14 protein-coding genes, 1 tRNA gene and 1 other RNA gene are annotated in these 17928 nt (G+C 60.6%); 7 read left to right on the top strand and 9 right to left on the bottom strand.

Annotated elements, in window-relative coordinates; translation table 11 throughout:
• Positions 1-10: 10 nt before the first annotated feature.
• Positions 11-1228 carry a deoxyguanosinetriphosphate triphosphohydrolase gene (locus AC4CWH_RS04570; protein ID WP_491320577.1) on the bottom strand — a complete coding sequence of 406 codons (1218 nt, stop codon included), beginning with the start codon at positions 1226-1228 and terminating at the stop codon, positions 11-13.
• A gap of 149 nt (positions 1229-1377) precedes the next feature.
• Here AC4CWH_RS04570 and erpA point away from each other — a divergent pair, with 149 nt between their 5' ends.
• Together erpA and xth are read left to right on the top strand one after the other, a co-directional pair.
• The gene (erpA, locus tag AC4CWH_RS04565; RefSeq protein WP_491320576.1) at positions 1378-1710 is read left to right on the top strand and encodes an iron-sulfur cluster insertion protein ErpA; all 333 of its coding nucleotides are present in this window, start codon (positions 1378-1380) and stop codon (positions 1708-1710) included.
• An 86-nt stretch (positions 1711-1796) separates the two neighbouring features.
• Positions 1797-2588: an exodeoxyribonuclease III gene (gene xth, locus AC4CWH_RS04560; protein WP_491320575.1), complete on the top strand. Its 792-nt coding sequence runs from the start codon at positions 1797-1799 to the stop codon at positions 2586-2588.
• Between the two features lie 78 nt (positions 2589-2666).
• Here the strand turns inward: xth and exoR are convergent, their stop codons facing one another.
• From exoR to AC4CWH_RS04535, 5 genes are all read right to left on the bottom strand, one after another.
• On the bottom strand, positions 2667-3443 hold the full coding sequence (gene exoR, locus AC4CWH_RS04555) for an exopolysaccharide production regulator ExoR (protein ID WP_491321352.1): 777 nt from the start codon (positions 3441-3443) through the stop codon (positions 2667-2669).
• Between the two features lie 579 nt (positions 3444-4022).
• Positions 4023-5255: an OmpP1/FadL family transporter gene (locus AC4CWH_RS04550; RefSeq protein WP_491321351.1), complete on the bottom strand. Its 1233-nt coding sequence runs from the start codon at positions 5253-5255 to the stop codon at positions 4023-4025.
• 367 nt (positions 5256-5622) lie between these two features.
• Complete coding sequence (locus tag AC4CWH_RS04545) at positions 5623-8550, bottom strand: valine--tRNA ligase (protein ID WP_491320574.1); 2928 nt, start codon at positions 8548-8550, stop codon at positions 5623-5625.
• Positions 8551-8666: 116 nt separating this feature from the next.
• Positions 8667-9533, bottom strand: coding sequence for a PopZ family protein (locus AC4CWH_RS04540; protein ID WP_491320573.1), 867 nt, complete (start codon positions 9531-9533; stop codon positions 8667-8669).
• 266 nt (positions 9534-9799) lie between these two features.
• Complete coding sequence (locus AC4CWH_RS04535; protein WP_491321350.1) at positions 9800-10450, bottom strand: protein-L-isoaspartate O-methyltransferase family protein; 651 nt, start codon at positions 10448-10450, stop codon at positions 9800-9802.
• A gap of 183 nt (positions 10451-10633) precedes the next feature.
• On the opposite strand from AC4CWH_RS04535, the gene AC4CWH_RS04530 reads away from it, so the two are divergent.
• Positions 10634-10834 carry a hypothetical protein gene (locus AC4CWH_RS04530; protein ID WP_491284462.1) on the top strand — a complete coding sequence of 67 codons (201 nt, stop codon included), beginning with the start codon at positions 10634-10636 and terminating at the stop codon, positions 10832-10834.
• A 172-nt stretch (positions 10835-11006) separates the two neighbouring features.
• Here the strand turns inward: AC4CWH_RS04530 and AC4CWH_RS04525 are convergent.
• Positions 11007-11080, bottom strand: a tRNA-Cys gene (locus tag AC4CWH_RS04525).
• 190 nt (positions 11081-11270) lie between these two features.
• Positions 11271-12191, bottom strand: a complete 921-nt coding sequence (gene thyA / locus AC4CWH_RS04520) for a thymidylate synthase (protein ID WP_491320572.1) — start codon at positions 12189-12191, stop codon at positions 11271-11273.
• A gap of 235 nt (positions 12192-12426) precedes the next feature.
• Here thyA and ssrA point away from each other — a divergent pair.
• From ssrA to AC4CWH_RS04500, 4 genes are all read left to right on the top strand, one after another.
• Positions 12427-12800, top strand: a transfer-messenger RNA (tmRNA) gene (gene ssrA / locus AC4CWH_RS04515).
• Between the two features lie 131 nt (positions 12801-12931).
• Entirely contained in the window at positions 12932-13438 is a 507-nt protein-coding gene (locus AC4CWH_RS04510) for an SspB family protein (protein WP_491320571.1), read from the top strand.
• A gap of 27 nt (positions 13439-13465) precedes the next feature.
• On the top strand, positions 13466-13672 hold the full coding sequence (locus AC4CWH_RS04505) for a DUF4169 family protein (RefSeq protein ID WP_491320570.1): 207 nt from the start codon (positions 13466-13468) through the stop codon (positions 13670-13672).
• An 89-nt stretch (positions 13673-13761) separates the two neighbouring features.
• Positions 13762-13998 (top strand): ribbon-helix-helix domain-containing protein, encoded by a 237-nt coding sequence (locus AC4CWH_RS04500; protein WP_491320569.1) that lies wholly within the window; start codon positions 13762-13764, stop codon positions 13996-13998.
• Between the two features lie 127 nt (positions 13999-14125).
• On the opposite strand, the gene AC4CWH_RS04495 is transcribed toward AC4CWH_RS04500, so the two are convergent.
• Entirely contained in the window at positions 14126-17731 is a 3606-nt protein-coding gene (locus AC4CWH_RS04495; RefSeq protein ID WP_491320568.1) for an AsmA family protein, read from the bottom strand.
• Positions 17732-17928 lie beyond the last annotated feature (197 nt).

Here is a 17928-nt window from a genome sequence, read left to right as displayed (position 1 = left end):
GGTGGGGTGCCTAGCCCAATTCGGGGGTATGGTCAAACATCCGGCGGTGGGCTTTCACCGCATAGGTATCGGTCATCCCCGCCAGATAATCGCCCACATGGCGCGCCTTTGCCGCCTCGCCAAGCCCTGCCATGTGGCTCACCCAATAATGGCTCTGCATCTGCGAGGGGTCTGCCATGTAGGCACCGAAAAGGTCGGTGACGATCTGGGCTGCACCGGCGCGGATCCGCATGATTTCGGGATGGCGATAGATGCGCGAGAACAACAGCTTCTTGATCGCCTTGTCCGTCCTTGCCATCTCGTCGGAGAAGGTCGCGACCACCTGATCTGCCGCACGGATATCCCCGACATTTTCCGGGGCAAGCGCATCGAGGCGCGCCTGCGCCACCGAAATCACATCCTCGACCATATGGGTGATCTGTCGACGCATGATCTCGTTGGCAAAACGCGCCGGCTCCAGAACCGGATATTTTGCCCGGACCTCGGCCATCATGTCGGCAAGGAAAGGCACGTCCTCCAGCATCTCGAAAGTGAGATAACCGGAGCGCAGGCCGTCATCGATATCGTGGGTATTGTAGGCGATATCATCGGCAATGGCGGCCACCTGCGCCTCGAGGCTTGCAAAGCTTGCAAGCTCCAGGTCGTTCAGCTCGCAATAATCGAGGATCGGCTGCGGCACGGGGCCTTTGAGCCCGGTTCCCTCTGCATCCATCAGCGGCCCGTTGTGCTTGACGAGGCCTTCGAGGCTTTCCCAGGTGAGGTTGATGCCGTCGAACTCGGCATAACGGCGCTCCAGCTTGGTAACGATGCGCAGCGACTGGGCATTGTGATCGAAACCGCCATAGGGTTTCAGCATCTCGTCCAGCGCGTCTTCGCCGGTATGGCCAAACGGCGTGTGGCCGAAATCGTGAACGAGCGCCACGCCTTCAGCGAGATCCTCATCGATCTTCAGCGCGCGCGCCAGGGCACGGGCAATCTGCGCCACCTCGATCGTATGGGTGAGACGCGTGCGGTAATGATCGCCGTCGACGCCGATGAACACCTGCGTCTTGTGCTTCAGCCGGCGAAATGCGGTCGTATGCACGATGCGGTCGCGGTCACGCTGGAATTCGGACCGGGTCAGGCTGGAGCTTTCGGGAAAAAGGCGGCCGCGTGACGACCAGGGATCGGATGCATAGATGGCGCGTTCGCCGGAGCCAAATCCCAGACTGCGTGTGTCGATCGTCATGCTTAAACCTGTTTTGCACCCAACTTCGTGCCAGAGGTGCGAAGCACCCATTGACGCCTGATTTAACCCTTCATACCTATAGAGCAACAACGGCGCAAAGCCGATGACAGCAATCTCCGGGCCTTGAACCCGGCAGGAAGGCAAAAATCATGACCGAAACCACCGTCACCCTCTCCGAAGCCGCAGCAAAGCGCATCGCCCAGATCGTCAGCGCCGATTCCAGCAACAAGGCGCTGCGCGTCTCCGTCGAAGGCGGCGGCTGTTCCGGCTTTTCCTACAAGTTCGATCTCACCGACGCCGAGACAGACGACGACGTCATTGTCGCACGCGGCGAGGCCAAGGTTCTGATCGACAGCATATCGCTTGTCTACATGGCCGGATCCGAGATCGATTTCGTCGACAACCTGCTCGGCCAGTCGTTCCAGATCAAGAACCCGAATGCCGTGGCAAGCTGCGGCTGCGGCACCAGTTTCTCCATCTGAAGCTTTCAACGGTTGAGGAGAACGGCTTTTGCCGCTTCCCCTCGCCCGTCCATGCGTTAAAAGGAACCGACGAGAGGGACCGACGCATGAAAATCGCCACCTGGAACATCAACGGCATCAAGGCGCGCATCGAGAACCTGTGCCAATGGCTGACCGATTTTTCGCCAGACATCGTCTGCCTGCAGGAAATCAAGTCGGTGGACGAGGGTTTCCCCCGCCTGGAGATCGAAGCGCTCGGTTATCATGTCGAGACGCACGGCCAGAAGGGCTTTAATGGCGTGGCGATCCTCTCCAAGCTGAAGCCGGAAGACGTGATGCGCGGCCTGCCGGGCGACGAGACCGACGAACAGTCGCGTTATATCGAAGCGGTGTTTTCTTGGAAGTCAGGCGTGGTGCGGGTTGCCTCGATCTACCTGCCGAACGGCAACCCTTCGGACGATCCGGTCAAATACCCCTACAAGCTTGCCTGGATGGAGCGCTTGCGCCGCCACGCCGAACAGCGCCTGACGCTGGAGGAGCCGCTGATCCTGGCCGGCGACTATAATGTCATTCCCGAACCGCACGACTGCTTCGATCCAAAGGTGTGGGCAACCGATGCGCTCTTCCTGCCGCAGACGCGGGCAGCCTTCCGCCGGCTCGAAAATCTCGGCCTGACGGACGCCGTGCGCGCCACCAGCGACCAGACGAAACTCTACACATTCTGGGATTATCAGGCCGGCGCCTGGCAGAAGAATAACGGCATCCGCATCGATCACCTGATGCTGTCGCCGGAAGCTGCCGACCGGCTGACGGCAACGTCGATCGAAAAGACCGTGCGCGCCTGGGAAAAACCTTCAGACCACGTGCCGGTGGTCGGTTATTTCGACTTTACGGCGTAATCAACAGCGTAAGCGCCGCGCGCCGTGCCACCGGCTCGTCCTTTGACGTGCCGGGGCAATCATCTCTGCCTTGAACGGTTATTCGTCCCCGCCATTGGCGGCAAACTGCTGCGACAGCACGATGGCCGTGCGGCGGTCGTGCTCGCTCGACAGCGAAAACGCATCTTCCTGCAGCTGCTGCATCCAGAGACAATCCTTCTGGGTACAGCGGTCAAGCGCTGCGGTGAGGAATGCAAGGCCGCGTACCGTCTGGCCCTCTTCGAACAGCACATTGCCAAACACCGCCATGGCGCCGGCATGGCCGCTCTTGCGCGCCTGGTTCAGCCACTTCTTGGCCTGCTGCATGTTCGGCGCACCGCCCTCGCCGGCCATGATCATCTTGGCCAGCTGGAACTGCGCCTCGGCAACGCCAAAAGTAGACGCCGCCTGGAAATAGAGCTGGCGGGCCTGCGACAGGTCCACCCGCACCGGCGAGCCCGGAATGCCGTGACGGTAATAATCGGCCAGCGACAGCAGGGCATTAACGAAGAAGCCGGTGTCTTCCGAGCCGGGCTCGACGCCCTGGCTTGCAATCTCGTTGTAGATCTTGAAGGCTTCGAAATCATTCTTCGCCACGCCATCGCCAAAGGCATACATGTTGGCAAGTGCCCAGCGCGAACCCGTATGCCCCTTTTCGGCGGCATATTTATAGGCCTCGACCGCATCCTGCTTCTGGCCGTTCTTGTAGGCCTTGAAACCGAACTTGAACAGATCGAAGGGACCGGATTCCTTGCTGACGCCGGCATTGATGTCGAACGCCGCACAAGGGCTGAAGGCTGTCACCGCCAGCATCAGTCCGGCGGCCCAGGAGCCCATCGAACGGTGGATAATGAGCGGCATGTTCAGACTTCCTTAACCATGCCGGTGTTTGATCGGAGTGTGCGCGAAAGCATCGATTTCGATTTGTCTGCCTGATAGGTGTGGCCGCAGATCACAATAAGGGTCATGCACGTACTCCGAACAAACGATCATTGACACCGGTAATCGCGAACCCGGTGCAAGCCGGAAACATCGGCCTTTGCCGTTTCCGGATGTTCAGAGGATAGAACGCGTTTTCGGCAATACTGCGACCCGTTCCTGCAATGTGTGGTGGCACGCGGAGACACCCGGCAGAGCAAGCGCTCGCACTGGCCATCCACGGCATTTCACTGAAGAATTCGCCCATGATACTCCGATATGCGCCCCCGCCCCCGCAGGTCCGCTCTTCTTGTCGGCCCTATCGCTGCTCCTCGTTTGTGGCGGGAAATAGACATTAAGGCCGACGACAATACTACGGATGATTGTCGTAAGAATCTGTTGCCGAATCGTCACAAAACGCGAAAGCAGCACAGTATTCCCGGTAAACGTCAAAAGGCCCGGCGCAAGCACCGGGCCTTGTCGAAAATCGGACAACCTTCAGAAGCGAACCTTGAGGGACGTCGAAATGGCGGCGACCAGATCGTCGTCAAAGCTGTAGCGGATTTCATTGCCGTAGCTTTCGCCGCCCAGCGTCACCGGACCGGAAGACCCGCCGGTCAGGACGCCGAGCACGCCGGCAAGGCGGATTTCGACATTCTTGTTCGGCTGATAGGCAAGACCGGCACCGACGCTCCAGGTATCCGTCTGTGTGCCAAAACCCTGCGACGTGCCGCGATCCCAGGTGAGGCTGAGCGCGCCGCTCCACTGTTCGTTGAACTTGTGCCCGACGCCCCCGGACAGCGTCCAGCCATCGCGGAAGCCGAGCGGCAGGTTGGTGATGTCATTTGCGGTGGTGCAGTTGCTCGTGCTGCCGACCACGCAGAACGGAACGGTCTGCAACTGGCTCCAGTCAACCCATTTCGCCGAACCGAACACCAGCCAGCCGGGCGCCACGCCCGTCTGCACCTTCAACTCCAGCGAATCCGGCATCGCCTGGGATCCGAAGATATTATACACCTGACCATTGACCTGAGACAGGTTCAGCGTGCCGGTGATGTCATCAAACTTCACCTCACTGTTGTAGACGAGGCTGGCCCGGAAGGCATATTCGGGAATTTCATAGGCAAGACCGGCGCGCCAGCCCCAGCCGTCTCCCGCGAGCTTGAGCCGTCCAACGCCATTGCCGAATGATGTGGCAGCATCGGGAACGACGAGGCGATCCTTGAACCCCTCGACTTCCTGATAGACACCGCCGCCGATCAACCGCAGCTGGCCCGGCCCCATGTCGAAACGGTAGGAGCAGGTTACCGCGTAAGCGTCACTCTCCACCTTGGTTTCGATATTATCGTTGGCGCCGCGCCAATTTGCGCCGGGCTTGGTGTGAGCGCCCCATGGTTGCGAATAGTCCGCCATACAATCTACACCGTCGCCGATGGCAGCCTTGATACCGATACGCGGCACCCAATAGCTTTCGGAATCATCCGCGGTCGTTGTCCCGCCGTTGGCTCCATTGGACCCCAGGCCATTCGCACTGTTGGTATCCTGAACGTTCTTGACCTTGCGCTGCGGCATTACATAGGTGCTTGTTGCTTCAGCCGCCACCGTTGATGGATCGAACAGAAGATCGATGTTGTAGCCACCGCGCTCCAGCCCCCCTGCTGCAGCTGCGGTGTGCAGAGCTGCGGCGGCAACAGTGGCCAGCACTCCTCTGCAGATCAATTTGCTTGTCATGTGTCTTTCACTCCCCTGCACATATGCAAACAAGCCTAACTGTATGTGTTTGAAAGACAACTTCTCAATTCCATGCCGCACCGCAACACCCCACTTGCCCGATTTACGTAAATTTCCGAGGACAAGGAGCCATAAACCCTCCCAGGCGTATTTTTTTCTACGATTTTTGCGAAAACGCAGGTTTTCCCAGAAGATCATTCTTCATTCTGGCACAAGCGTTGCTGAAAAAACACAAAAGACACAATCTCTCAGCGCAGCCATGGGCACCCCGACATCGCAGCGTTGCCGCCGCCGTCCCAAAACGGAACCGGCCCCGCCTGCAGGACGCTGGCGGGGCCGGATCAGTGCAGTTGATTCGAAACGGGTGTTACCCGGCTTCGTTGATGCGCTGGAGCGCCGTTTCAAGGCTTGCGCGCTGCACGCCCAGTTCCGCCAGCCGCTCGCGTTCGGCAGCAACGACCTCCGGATCGGCATTGGCGACGAATTTCTCGTTACCGAGTTTCTTCTCGCCACGCTCGATGTCGGCCGCCGTCTTGCCCAGTGCCTTTTCGATGCGGGCGCGTTCGGCCGAGAGGTCGATCAGGCTGCCGAGCGGCAGGCAGGCGGTTGCCTCGCCGATCACCACCTGGGCGGCCCCACGTGGAGCCTCCGTCGCCAGCGCAATGCTTTCAACGCGCGCCAGCCGCATGATGGCGGCCTCATGGCGCTGCAGGCGGCCTTCCGTGAGCGCCGTGGCACCCACCACGATCAGCGGCGCCTTGGCCGAGGGCGGCACGTTCATTTCCGAGCGCGCCGAACGAAGGCCGGTGACGAGATCGACCAGCCAGTTGATTTCGGAGGCAGCGGCTGCATCCTCAAAACCCGGCAGCGGCCAGTCGGCATGGCACAACAATCCGCCGCGCGTCTCACCCTCGCCGGCGCTGTGCTCCCACAGCTCTTCCGTCATGAATGGCATGAACGGATGCAGAAGCTTGTAGGATTCCTCCAGCACATAGGCGACACAGCCCTGCGCTTCGGCCTTGGCCACTTCGTCTTCGCCGGAGAAGATCGGCTTCAGCAATTCCAGATACCAGTCACAGACCTGGTTCCACACGAAGCGGTAGAGGCTGACGGCGGCATCGTTGAAGCGCTGCGTCTCGATGGCCGTCGTGACCTCGGCAATCGTTGCCGAAAGCTCGGTGAGGATCCAGCGGTTGACCGTCTGGGTGGCGGCCTGCGGCAGGAAGTTCGGATCGCGCTTGACGCCGTTCATTTCGGCAAAGCGCGTGGCGTTCCACAGCTTGGTGCCAAAGTTGCGGTAGCCGGCGATGCGGGCCGGATCAAGCTTCACGTCACGCCCCTGCGCTGCCATGATGGCGAGCGTAAAGCGCAGCGCATCGGCGCCGTATTCGTCGATCAGGTCGAGCGGATCGATGACGTTGCCCTTCGACTTCGACATCTTCTGGCCGGTCTTGTCGCGCACCAGCGCATGCACATAAACCGTGTTGAACGGCTCGACGGGGTTGCCGTCCTCGTCCTTCATGAAGTGCAGGCCCATCATCATCATGCGGGCGACCCAGAAGAAAATGATATCGAAGCCTGTCACCAGCACATTGGTCGGATAATAACGGGCAAGCTCCGGCGTCTGATCGGGCCATCCGAGCGTCGAGAAAGGCCAAAGCGCAGACGAGAACCAGGTGTCGAGAACATCCTCGTCGCGGATCAGGATTTCGCCGGGCTTGAAGTTTTCCAGCTTCTCCTGCACCCAGGCCTTCCATGGGCCTTCATGTGCCAGGTAATGCTGGATGGCGGCGTCGAGGGCTTCTTCCTCGCTCTTTTCAACAAAACACTGACCGTCAGGACCATACCAGGCGGGGATCTGGTGACCCCACCAGAGCTGGCGCGAAATGCACCAGGGCTGGATGTTTTCCATCCACTCGAAATAGGTCTTGTCCCAGTTTTTTGGCACGAATTTGGTGCGGCCTTCGCGCACGGAAGCGATCGCCGGTTCGGCCAGCGTCTTGGCATCGACAAACCACTGGTCGGTCAGCATCGGCTCGATGACGACGTTGGAGCGATCGCCAAAAGGCTGCATGATCTTCTTGTTTTCGACGTAAGGCACATCATTGCCTTCGGCATCCTTGACGGTGACGGCAAGGCCTTCGGCATTGATCGCATCGACGATGCGCTTGCGCGCCTCGTAACGGTCGAGACCGCGATACTCTTCCGGAACGAGGTTGATCTCGTCGACTTCCGCTTCGCCGGGCAGATCGCCGCTGCGCGCAAACGCCTGCGCCTGCGCAGCGCACGTGGCATAGTCCTCGCCATCGGCGCGCATCTGCGCCTGGCCGTCCATCAGCCGGTAGAGCGGAATGTTGTTGCGCTTGGCGACCTGATAGTCATTAAAATCGTGGGCGCCGGTGATTTTCACCGCGCCCGAGCCAAAGGTCGGGTCCGGATATTCATCCGTGATGATCGGGATCAGGCGGCGATGTTCCTTGGGGCCAACAGGAATTTCACAGAGCTTGCCGACGATGGCGGCATAACGCGCGTCTGACGGGTGGACGGCCACCGCGCCATCGCCCAGCATGGTTTCGGGCCTAGTCGTCGCAATCGAGATGTAATTGCGCTCTTCCTGCAGCGTGATCGTGCCGTCGGCATCCTTTTCCACATAGGTGTAGGTTTCGCCGCCAGCCAGCAGATACTTGAAATGCCACATGTGGCCGTCGACTTCGCGGTTCTCCACCTCGATGTCGGAGATCGCCGTCTCGAACTGCGGGTCCCAGTTGACCAGACGCTTGCCGCGATAGATCAGGCCCTGCTTGTAGAGCGTGACGAACACTTCGAGAACCGCCTTGGACAGGCCCTCATCCATGGTGAAGCGTTCGCGCGACCAGTCACAGGAGGCGCCAAGGCGTTTCAGCTGGTTGAAGATCAAACCGCCCGATTCGTCCTTCCACTCCCAGACCTTGTCGATGAAGGCCTCACGGCCCATGGCGCGGCGGCCGGGAAGCTGCGCTTCCATCAGCTTGCGCTCGACCACCATCTGCGTTGCGATGCCCGCATGGTCCATGCCCGGCTGCCACAACACGTCCTTGCCGCGCATGCGCTCGAAGCGCACCATGATGTCCTGCAGCGTGTTGTTCAGCGCATGGCCCATGTGCAGCGAGCCCGTCACGTTCGGCGGCGGGATGACGATGGTGAAGGTTTCGGCACCGGGCTTTGCATTGGCGCCCGCGCGAAACGCATTGGCCTCGTCCCATGCGGCTGCGATTTTCGGTTCGACGGCGGCGGAATCATAGGTTTTTTCGAGCATTTTCCGACCAGATTTCGAGTTCTCGTTGGCTTGGGTGTAAACAGGACTGGCAAATCCAAGTCAATAAAAAAGGCCGCCTTGAAAAAGCGGCCCTTTGCAAGCGGTGGCGTTTTGGATCAGCGGCGCGGGCCGCGCGCCACACGTTCGATCTCTTCGCGCACGAGGCGTTCCACCAGCGTCGGCAGGTTATCATCCAGCCATTCGCGCAGCATCGGCTGCAACAGATCGCGCGCCATGTCTTCCACCGACTGGCGCTCGAGACCGTTGAAGATGTCAGCGAGTTCGTTGAACGAGCGAGCCACCTGCGCACCGGCCTCTTCCGATAACAGCATGAGACTTGCCGCATCCTCGATCCGCGCCGGCAGCGACGCCGGTTCTTCTTTTACCTCGACCTCGGAAACCTCGGTCATGCGCTGCACCTGCGGCGCCTCTTCAACTGGCCGATCCATTGGCAGAGCAACCGTTTCCACCGCCTGCGGCGCTTCATCCCTCAACGGGCGCACCTCGGCGACAGGACGCGCCTCGGGCACCTGCTGCGCGGCACGTGCCGAAATCGGCTCCGGCACACGACCGGCTGCGGCGCGAACGCGGGCTGCGACATCGGCAAGCGAGAGGCTGCGTTCCGGCTGCGGCGCAGGGGCCGGCGGCGTGGATGTTACAGCCGATTGCGCCTCGGCGGCAAATCGCTGGCGTGTTGCGGCATCGAGCGTCGGGCGAAGCGGTGCCGGTTCAGAATAACTTTGCGAAAATGGCAGACCCGGATCGTTTGCCGCCCTTTGCGGCACAAAGGATGCGTCCATCTCGTCTGAGATATCGATGCTGTCTTCGTCTTCCTCGAAGGAAGATGTTTCGGGAAAGGGCGATCCCTGCGGGCGGCTCAGCGCCTGGCCTTCGCCAACCGGATCATTGCTTTCGATGATCCGGCGGATCGAAGCCAGGATTTCTTCCATGGAAGGTTCGCGCGCGACACTTGGCTGAGCCATCTTCATCCCCGATTTCTTGATCGACGGCCGTTTCCGGGTTTACAGGGCACGATACCGAGTAAAGAGGAAGGGCCGAATCGGGTTCGAGTGTACGCGATGCGGGTGGCACCCCACAATTGCCGCCCCCGGTCACGCCTGCGCGATGCACAGCTTTCTCAGCCGCGCCGGCCGACCGTGCTAACTCTGCCCTAGCCCCCACAATGCAATCGGCCCGGAAACACAAAGTTTCCGGGCCGAGCATCTGAAAAATCGTTGCCAAAAGGCTCTTAGAAAACGAATTCTTTTGCCTTGCGGAAACCGGGAAGCGGCTTGACCGAGGTGTTGAAGAACGCGCTTTCCGACACCACGCCGTTTTCCTTGCGGAAGACGCGCGCCGTGGAGGCATTGCCATAACCCACAACCGTGACCAGGCGACCGCCATCGCGCAACTGGGCAAAGAGAGGTTCGCTCACCTGTTCAACGGCACCGTTGATGAAGATGAGATCATAAGGGGCTTCGGCCGCATAACCGGCTTCCATATCGCCGCTGACGACAACGGCATTGTCGCAGCCGAGCGCCGACAGCGTTTCGGTGGCCTTGGTGGCAAGACCCGCATCGCTTTCGACCGCAACGACAGCACTTGCCATCTTGGAGAGCAGTGCCGTGGCATAACCGGTGCCGCAGCCGACTTCCAGAACAACGTCATCCTTGGTCACGGCGGCAAGCTGCAGGAGTTTTGCCAGCGGCGAGGCTTCCATCAGGTAGCGGCCGGGCGCCACTTCGATATCATTGTCGATATAGGCGAGCGCCTTCAGATTTTCCGGCACGAAAGCCTCGCGCGGCACCGTCAGAAAGGCCCGCAGCACGGAATGGGCGGTGACATCGGTGGTGCGCACCTGATTGTCGACCATCTTGATACGTGCTGCTTCAAAATCCATCATCGTCGTTCGCCTCGTGAAAGCGTCTATGTGGTCTTCTCATTACTGGGGGTGCGATTGGCTTTCAAGACCGGCTGTGCGCAAGCGCTGCCAAAAAGCGATGGGCACCCGTCATAAAACCACGGAACAATCCCTGGATCGACCCGTTGGCTCTACAGAGAAGACCATGCAAGGGAGACAGAGATGCCAACGACACTTCCCAATCCCCCGGTAGACCCGACGGAAGGTCCGCGCGGGCCGACCCCTGCCCCCGGCGTTCCAGACCGGACTCAGGAAAAACCGCCGCTGACGCCGGCGCAGGATCCGGGCGATACCAAGAACCCCAACGATCCGACGCTGCAGCCGGCACTGATGCCGATCGGCGACCCAGCCGGCATGGCGTGAGCAGCGCTCCTGCCAGTTGAGATTTCAAGAAGGCCGCCTTTTGCACCGCATGAGGCGGCCATTTTTGTGGCGCGTCAGCGGCTTATCCGCTCCGGGACAAGGAAAGTCGCAGCGATAAAATAGGAGCCGGCGTGTCGACCGGTCTCTTGTATCAATAATGTTGGAAAAAGGTTGGAGGCCTCGCCCGGAATCGAACCGGGGTGCAAGGATTTGCAGTCCTCTGCGTAACCACTCCGCCACGAGGCCAACCAGGTATTAAAAGCGTGTGGTGACGGGCGTTTAGAACGGATCTTAAAACTGTGCAAGTCCTTTCCGTCATGCCGCAAGGATTTTTCAGATGATCCTGCGAAAGAGGCGCGCGTCATTCATTGAGGCAGAGAACGACGCGCGCTGCCGATTGTGACCGACTTTGCGCTTATGCAATCTGAAAGCCCCGTCAGACGGCCACCGGCGCCTCGATTGGCGGGTGCGGATCATAACCCGTCACCTCGAAATCCTCGATTCGGTACCCATCGATGCTGTCGGGTCGTCTCAGAAGCTTCAACTTCGGGAACGGCCGAGGCTCGCGCTTCAGGATGGTTTCGGCAAGCTCGATATGGTTGAGGTAAAGATGGACATCACCGCCCACCCAGATCAGTTCATCCGGCACCATGTCCACCTGCTGCGCCACCATGGCGAGAAGTGCTGCCTGCTGGCAGACATTGAACGGATTACCAAGACCGAGGTCATTCGAGCGGACACCGACCATCAGCGACAGCTTTGCCGGCCCCGGCGCATCATCGCCCATTCCGCGCACAAAAAACTGGTAGAAGTTGTGGCAGGGGTTGAGCGCCATCTGGCTGAGATCAGCGACATTCCAGGCGTGGAACAGCATGCGGCGGCTGGTCGGGTTGCTGCGCAGCGTCTCGACAACAGTGGCGATTTGGTCGTGCTCGCGGCCATCTGGCCCCAGCCAGCGACGCCACTGCTTGCCATAAACCGGGCCGAGATCGCCCCATTCCAGCGCAAATTCCTCGTCCTCAAGCACCTTGGCCTCGAAGTCCTGCTGCGAGATCTCGATGCCGGTTGCCTTGCGATATTTGTCCAGCGGCCAGTCGGTCCAGATGCGAACATTTTCCTGCAGGAGCGAGCGGATGTTCGTCTGGCCCGTCAGGAACCAGAGCATCTCCTTGACTGCCGTCTTCCAGTAGACGCGCTTGGTCGTATAGACCGGGAATGTGCCATCGGACATGTCAAAGCGCATCATCGCCCCGAAGGAGGCGAGCGTGCCGACGCCGGTGCGGTCGATGCGTCTGTCGCCTTTGGCAAGCACGCTCTCGACGAGATCGAGATATTGATATTCCGGATGACGCGCCATCTGATCTTCCTTAAGTCTCTGCGCTGCCGTGACGTCCGCTGCGGCGTGCGACACGCCGATCGCGCGGGCTCGGCCCGCCTTTCATGGCGGCGATCATAGGGGAATGGTCTGGCTATAGACAGACCCGGCACGGCCACTTTCCCCACCATTCCTCACCAAACGATGGAGACTGCCGCATCCATGCGCCAACCATTGCCGTCTCCCACGGAAACGCTTTGAAAACAAAAGCGGAGCCCCCCTTTTCAGCGCCCCATAAAACACCTATATCACTCGTGCCGGGGCTTGCTCCGGCTATGGCAATAAACTGTCGGTGTAATAAACCTATTGGACCCGGGGGCGGTACCCGGCGCCTCCACCAAAAACCGGCCGAACCATTCCAAATGGGCCGGCTTTTGATGGGGGCGAAATAGGATCGACAAGGGCGTAAAGATCGAACTTTTGCTCGGCATGATACCGCCGTTATCGGGTCACAAGTGTAGTTGCAAATGACAACAACGCTAAGGGTTATGCTCTCGCTGCCTAACGGCGGTGCGGGAAATCCGAACCAAGTCCTCTAGGTTAGCCCCTTGAGGCGGGGTCCGAAGGCACCTGGCAACAGAAGCCTTCACTTTTCCATTTGCCAGTTTTTCGCTATGATCGTCAGTAAGCACACCGCGGGACTTCCGTGCGGCGCGCACCTGTCTTATAACGGGGACGGCAAATCGCCGGAACACGACGAACTTGATTGGAAGAAGGCACCTATGGGGCAGGATCACATCCGTTACGACATTCTGGCGCAGGACGCATTGCGTGGCGTCATCCGTAAGGTTCTGACCGAGGTGGCCGCAACCGGCCGGCTTCCGGGTGATCATCATTTCTTCATCACCTTCCTCACCGGCGCGCCGGGCGTGCGCATCTCGCAGCACCTGAAGACCAAGTATGTCGAGCAGATGACCATCGTCGTCCAGCACCAGTTCTGGGACCTGAAGGTGACCGATACGCAGTTCGAGATCGGTCTGTCCTTCTCCGATACGCCGGAACGCCTGGTCATCCCGTTCAACGCCATCCGCGGCTTCTATGATCCCTCCGTCAACTTCGAACTCGAATTCGAAGTGCCGATGGTCGAGGAAGACGAGACCTCGGCGGAAATCACCGCCTATCCGGTGGACGCTGCTGCCAAGCCCGCGGCAGAAGGCGACCAGAATACGACTGAGGAAAAGAAGCCCGCATCGGTGGTGTCGCTCGATTCCTTCCGCAAGAAGCAGTAACCGGTTTCCTATTCAAAAGAGGGCGCCATGAGCGCTGATGTCGTCAACCTTCGCCAGTTTCGAAAAACGAAGGCGCGCTCTGAAAAAGAGCGTCAGGCGGAGCAGAACCGCATCACGTTCGGCCGCACCAAGGACGAAAAGAACCTCACCCGGGCGCTCAATGACAAGGCTCAAAAGAGCCTTGATCAAGGGCGCCTGGAGGGCAAGAACACAGACAGTCCGAACAAGGACTAACGTCTGAGTTTCAGTCGGATCAATGACTTGTGCCTTCGGGCGGACTCATTTTCAAAACTTCTTCAACCCATCGATCAGGGACAGCCGGCGTGATCCGCAAACATTCCGCCACGCTGCACGGCCACCGCACCAGCTTTTCGCTGGAGGCCGAATTTTTCGAAGACCTGAAATCCATTGCCGCTGCACGATCCATCAGCCTTGCCGCACTGATTGCCGAAATCGACGATGGGCGGGGGCCGGACAGCAACCTCTCGTCGGCGCTTCGGCTTTACGTGCTCGGCTGGGTGAAGGCCCATGGCGCGCCGATGGGCAGTTCGAATAACTGACTGCTCCTCCCTGACCTTTCGTCAAAACATTCGGGCCTGCCGCAGAGTCAGTCGCGCCTCAACCTTCCGCTGAGTCAGGGTCCGGCCGCGACGAGAGTTCGCAGAGCGGTGCTGTTCCTGACTGTCTCTATCGGAACGCGCCGTCGGCGGGTTGCATGTCGAAGACGGGAGGCTGTAGCTGGCGCTGTTGCTCGGCTTCGCGGCGCAGCTTCTGTTCTTCCTCGAGGCGTGCCCGCTCCTCGGCCTCGGCCTTCTGGCGCGCCAGCCGACGCTCCTCCTCACGCACCGTATAGAGCGTCACCTCTCGGCGCAGGCGCTGCTTTTCCAAGACGCTGGCCTGCAGCGTTTCCACACGCCGGCGCTCGCGCTCGAAGGCGCGCATGGAGAGGAAGTTCGTCATGGCTTCCACGTCGATCGCTTCCTCTGGCGCGCCGAGATCGCCGTCGTACCGCAGCGTGAGCGCCGGATCAGCACCGGCCAGCGCCTCATCGCCGACATCGTAGGAAAGCCCGACTTCGCCGGAGAGACTGCTGTCGGCAAGATCCATCCGCAACTCGCCTGTGAGAGACGTGCCCCCGGCCTTGGCGGTGATGTTCTGCGCTCGCAACTGTCCGCCGGTGATGGTGAAGGGGACTTCGACGGCGCCAATCGTGGCAGAGCCGTCGTGTATACGACGCTCGACCAGAGGCTGGACTTTTCCGGCCGTCACCTCTCCTTCGATGCGGTCGGCGTCAGCCAGAAGGCCCGGCATCAGCGCGGCGTTCAGGCTCGGCAGCATCACGTCCGAAAGCCGGATCGTGCCGGAACCGCTGATGGCGGAGAGAAGATCGGCGGGGCTTTTCGCGGTGGCTTCCGCCGCCAGTTCCACACCCATGCTGCCCTGCGCCACCGGCTTGCCAGCCGCTTGCCAGAGCAGGCCAGAAAGGTCCGCGCCCTCCACCGTCAGGCGCGTCTGGAAAAGACCGACACCGCCGCTATGCGACATCGACAGGCGCCCGGCAAGCCGCCCGCCATGCCAGCCGCCGCTTGCATCTTCGAGCGACACTCCACCCGCCTTGCTGGTGAGGCGCCCGGCAAAACCGTTGACGGGACCAAGTCCCAGCGTGTTCAGCGTGCGCGTCTTGAGATCAAGAGTGACATCCCAGCCGGCAAAGAGCGGCAGGGCAAATTCCTTCTGCGAGGCAGAACCGGTTTCAGGATTGGTGAGCGGACCATAGACGGTTTCAGCAAGCCAGCCGAGATCGGCGCTATCAAGCGACAGCGCACCGGTCACCGTCGGCATTGGCGCGGTGCGAGACAACATCAGCTGCCCGTCAAGCCGGTTGCCCGCCAGCGTGCCGGCAAGGCCGCTTACGCCGATGTCTTCGCCGGTGACAGCGATATCCGCCTTCAGATCTGCCGCAAGGCCCATGCCGAACTGCGGCAGGCCGATACCTGACGTGAGAAGCGTCGGCTCCAGATCCGTGCTTTTCAGCGTCACGGCCAGCGAGCCTTGGCCGAATTTTTCCGCAGAGAGCGTAATGCGACCGTCTGCCGACAGCGCTGTGCGATCCGTCTGGTAAAGAAGTTTGGCTGCGGCCGGCGCCTCGCCATTTGTTTGCAGGGCAAGGGTCAGCCGCGCATCGGAATCGCCTTCGAAGGGCAGCGTTTCGAACCCCGCCTGCCCAAGGATTGTGGAGGCCTGCGGGTTGGTGAGCGTCGCATCAAGCTTCAGTTCGGTTTCTGCTGTCAGGTCAAACAGGTTGGGCAGGGCAAGCTGCGCATCGAGCTTTGTGCCATTCGTCTGACCGGCGACATGAGCCGAGACACCGTTTGCCAGCGTCACGTCGGCAGACAGCTTCGTATCGGCATACCAGGAGGCACTGCGCACCAACTGTTCCAGCACCGGATGGCGCGGAAGCTGCTCACGCAGCATGGCAAGAAACGGCCCAGGATCGAAGGCGCTGAAGGTCAGCTGGCCGGTGCCGGTATAATCGAGGAAGGAACCTTCCGCCCTGCCCTTTGCGTCAAGCTTTGCGCCGGCGATATCACCCACCGACAGCTTTTCCAACGACAGCGCGCCATCGCCCAGCGTGAAGGCGGTCTCAACATCGTCTGCGGCAATGCCAAGGGCGGTCAACCGGCCGGCCTTCAGATGCGCGACGAGGCGATGATCCAGCACCTGCTCCCCGGCATCGCCACCCGTCAGCAGCGAGGCAAGCGCCCGCAACGCGTCAAAATCGATCTCATTGCCCGCCAGATCCAGGGTGAGATCCGGTACGGCATCAGCCGGAGACTTGCGCTCGACGCGGCCTTTGAGGATGGCCGGGCCAACCGAGAGTTCCAGCGCATTAAACCGCTGGAGGGTCGGCGTCAGGTCGACATCGGCGGAAAAGCCGGCGGTCTTCAGCTGGCGGATCGCCGGATCGACCTGCCCCTTCAGCCAGTCGGCAAGACCTGAAGGCTGGTTGGAGGCAAGCAGCATGGTGCCAACAAAGGACGGGCCGTCAACAAGCTTCAGCGCCCCTTGCGCTTCCACCCGCGTGCGGCCGGGAAGGATGGCCACGGCATTATCGACATTCCAGCCGGTGCCGGCCGGGCGCATGTTCAGTTCCACATCACGCACCGTCGTGCCATCGGCAACGATTGCCGGCAGGCGGATCGTGGCGCGGCCCGGCACCTGCGGCACCGGAACGCGCGCGGCCATCTCGACAAGCGCGTTCAGACGCCGCTGCGCCGAGGCATGCGGATCGCGGCCCGTCTTGCCGTTCACCAGTTCGCCCGTCAGGCGGTTCACATCCACCTGCTGCCCATCGGCGGTCAGCAAAAATTCCGGCTTGTCACCGGTATCGAGCGTTGCCTCGCCCGTCACCACATAGGGATTGTCGAGCGCGCCCACCTCGACCCGATATTCGGGAATGCGGATGCGGTCGTTTGTCAGTTCGAACTTGCCCTTGGTGCGCGGCGGTGGTGGCGGCTTGATGCCCTTCGGCACCACGGGCTCTACCGGCGTATCCAGGAAGGCCATCGAAAAATCACCCTTGTAATCGGGTTTGCCGGCGGTAACGGCAAGGGCGCCGTCCAGCTGCACCTCGACGGGCTGCACATCCGGGCGAACCTTCATGCGCAAGGGGACGGCGCCGGAGACGGCATCGGGCGCGCCGCTGGAGAGCGAAAACTGCGCCTCATAACCATCGAGCGTCGCATTGCCATCGGCACGCCAGGGACCTGCCAGCGATGTCGCCGACATTTTGGCGGTAAGGCCTGTCAGATGGCGCGTGCGGCCGGTGCCGTCATCGATGAATTCGATCTGGCCGCCCTCGATATGGACATCCTCCAGCACGACATTGCGCGCGGGAATATCCGGCTGGCTGCCGCGCGTCCAGTCGAGGCGGCCATCCTTCAGGAGGCGAATGCGGGCTTTCGGGTGCTCCAGCCGCATGTCGAAAATGCGCGCTTCGCCGGAAAGGAAGGGCGCAAGTTCCATATCCATGGAAAAGCGCTCGACCTGCACCAGCGGCGTGCCATCGACATCCTGCCCCACCCGGACATCATGCAGGGTGACCGAGGGAAACGGCAGGATGCGGGCATCGACGGCGCCATGGACAGAAACCTTCTTGCCGAGGATATGGCCAGCCTGCTCCTCGAACTCCCGGCGAAAATTCGACCAGTCGACGAAGAACGGCGCCAGCAAGGCCGTAAACAGCGCAATGACCACAAGGCCACCGAGCAACAGCATTATCCGTCCGAGCACCTGTTCATTCTCCTGAGAGCGCCGCCTGACTCAACAGATCCACCGGCCGCTCTAACATTTTGAATCGATTCGCCATTGTCCCGCGCCAGCCAAGCCCGCCTCCTCAGCAAGGCTTAAAACCTTCGCACCCGCACTCTACCTGATAACCCCAACCGGTTTAAGAACAAAATTCCTGAACAGTCATAAAGCCTTAAGCG

The organism is Neorhizobium sp. PAMB6716, assembly GCF_058242805.1.
This window is presented reverse-complemented; position numbering and strand designations above follow the sequence as displayed.

Bases quoted from the DNA above. Each gene is read 5' to 3' on its own strand.
- AC4CWH_RS04570 (WP_491320577.1), bottom strand. From the start codon at position 1,228: ATGACGATCGACACACGCAGTCTGGGATTTGGCTCCGGCGAACGCGCC.
- erpA (WP_491320576.1), top strand. From the start codon at position 1,378: ATGACCGAAACCACCGTCACCCTCTCCGAAGCCGCAGCAAAGCGCATC.
- xth (WP_491320575.1), top strand. From the start codon at position 1,797: ATGAAAATCGCCACCTGGAACATCAACGGCATCAAGGCGCGCATCGAG.
- exoR (WP_491321352.1), bottom strand. From the start codon at position 3,443: ATGGGCTCCTGGGCCGCCGGACTGATGCTGGCGGTGACAGCCTTCAGC.
- AC4CWH_RS04550 (WP_491321351.1), bottom strand. From the start codon at position 5,255: ATGACAAGCAAATTGATCTGCAGAGGAGTGCTGGCCACTGTTGCCGCC.
- AC4CWH_RS04545 (WP_491320574.1), bottom strand. From the start codon at position 8,550: ATGCTCGAAAAAACCTATGATTCCGCCGCCGTCGAACCGAAAATCGCA.
- AC4CWH_RS04540 (WP_491320573.1), bottom strand. From the start codon at position 9,533: ATGGCTCAGCCAAGTGTCGCGCGCGAACCTTCCATGGAAGAAATCCTG.
- AC4CWH_RS04535 (WP_491321350.1), bottom strand. From the start codon at position 10,450: ATGGATTTTGAAGCAGCACGTATCAAGATGGTCGACAATCAGGTGCGC.
- AC4CWH_RS04530 (WP_491284462.1), top strand. From the start codon at position 10,634: ATGCCAACGACACTTCCCAATCCCCCGGTAGACCCGACGGAAGGTCCG.
- thyA (WP_491320572.1), bottom strand. From the start codon at position 12,191: ATGGCGCGTCATCCGGAATATCAATATCTCGATCTCGTCGAGAGCGTG.
- AC4CWH_RS04510 (WP_491320571.1), top strand. From the start codon at position 12,932: ATGGGGCAGGATCACATCCGTTACGACATTCTGGCGCAGGACGCATTG.
- AC4CWH_RS04505 (WP_491320570.1), top strand. From the start codon at position 13,466: ATGAGCGCTGATGTCGTCAACCTTCGCCAGTTTCGAAAAACGAAGGCG.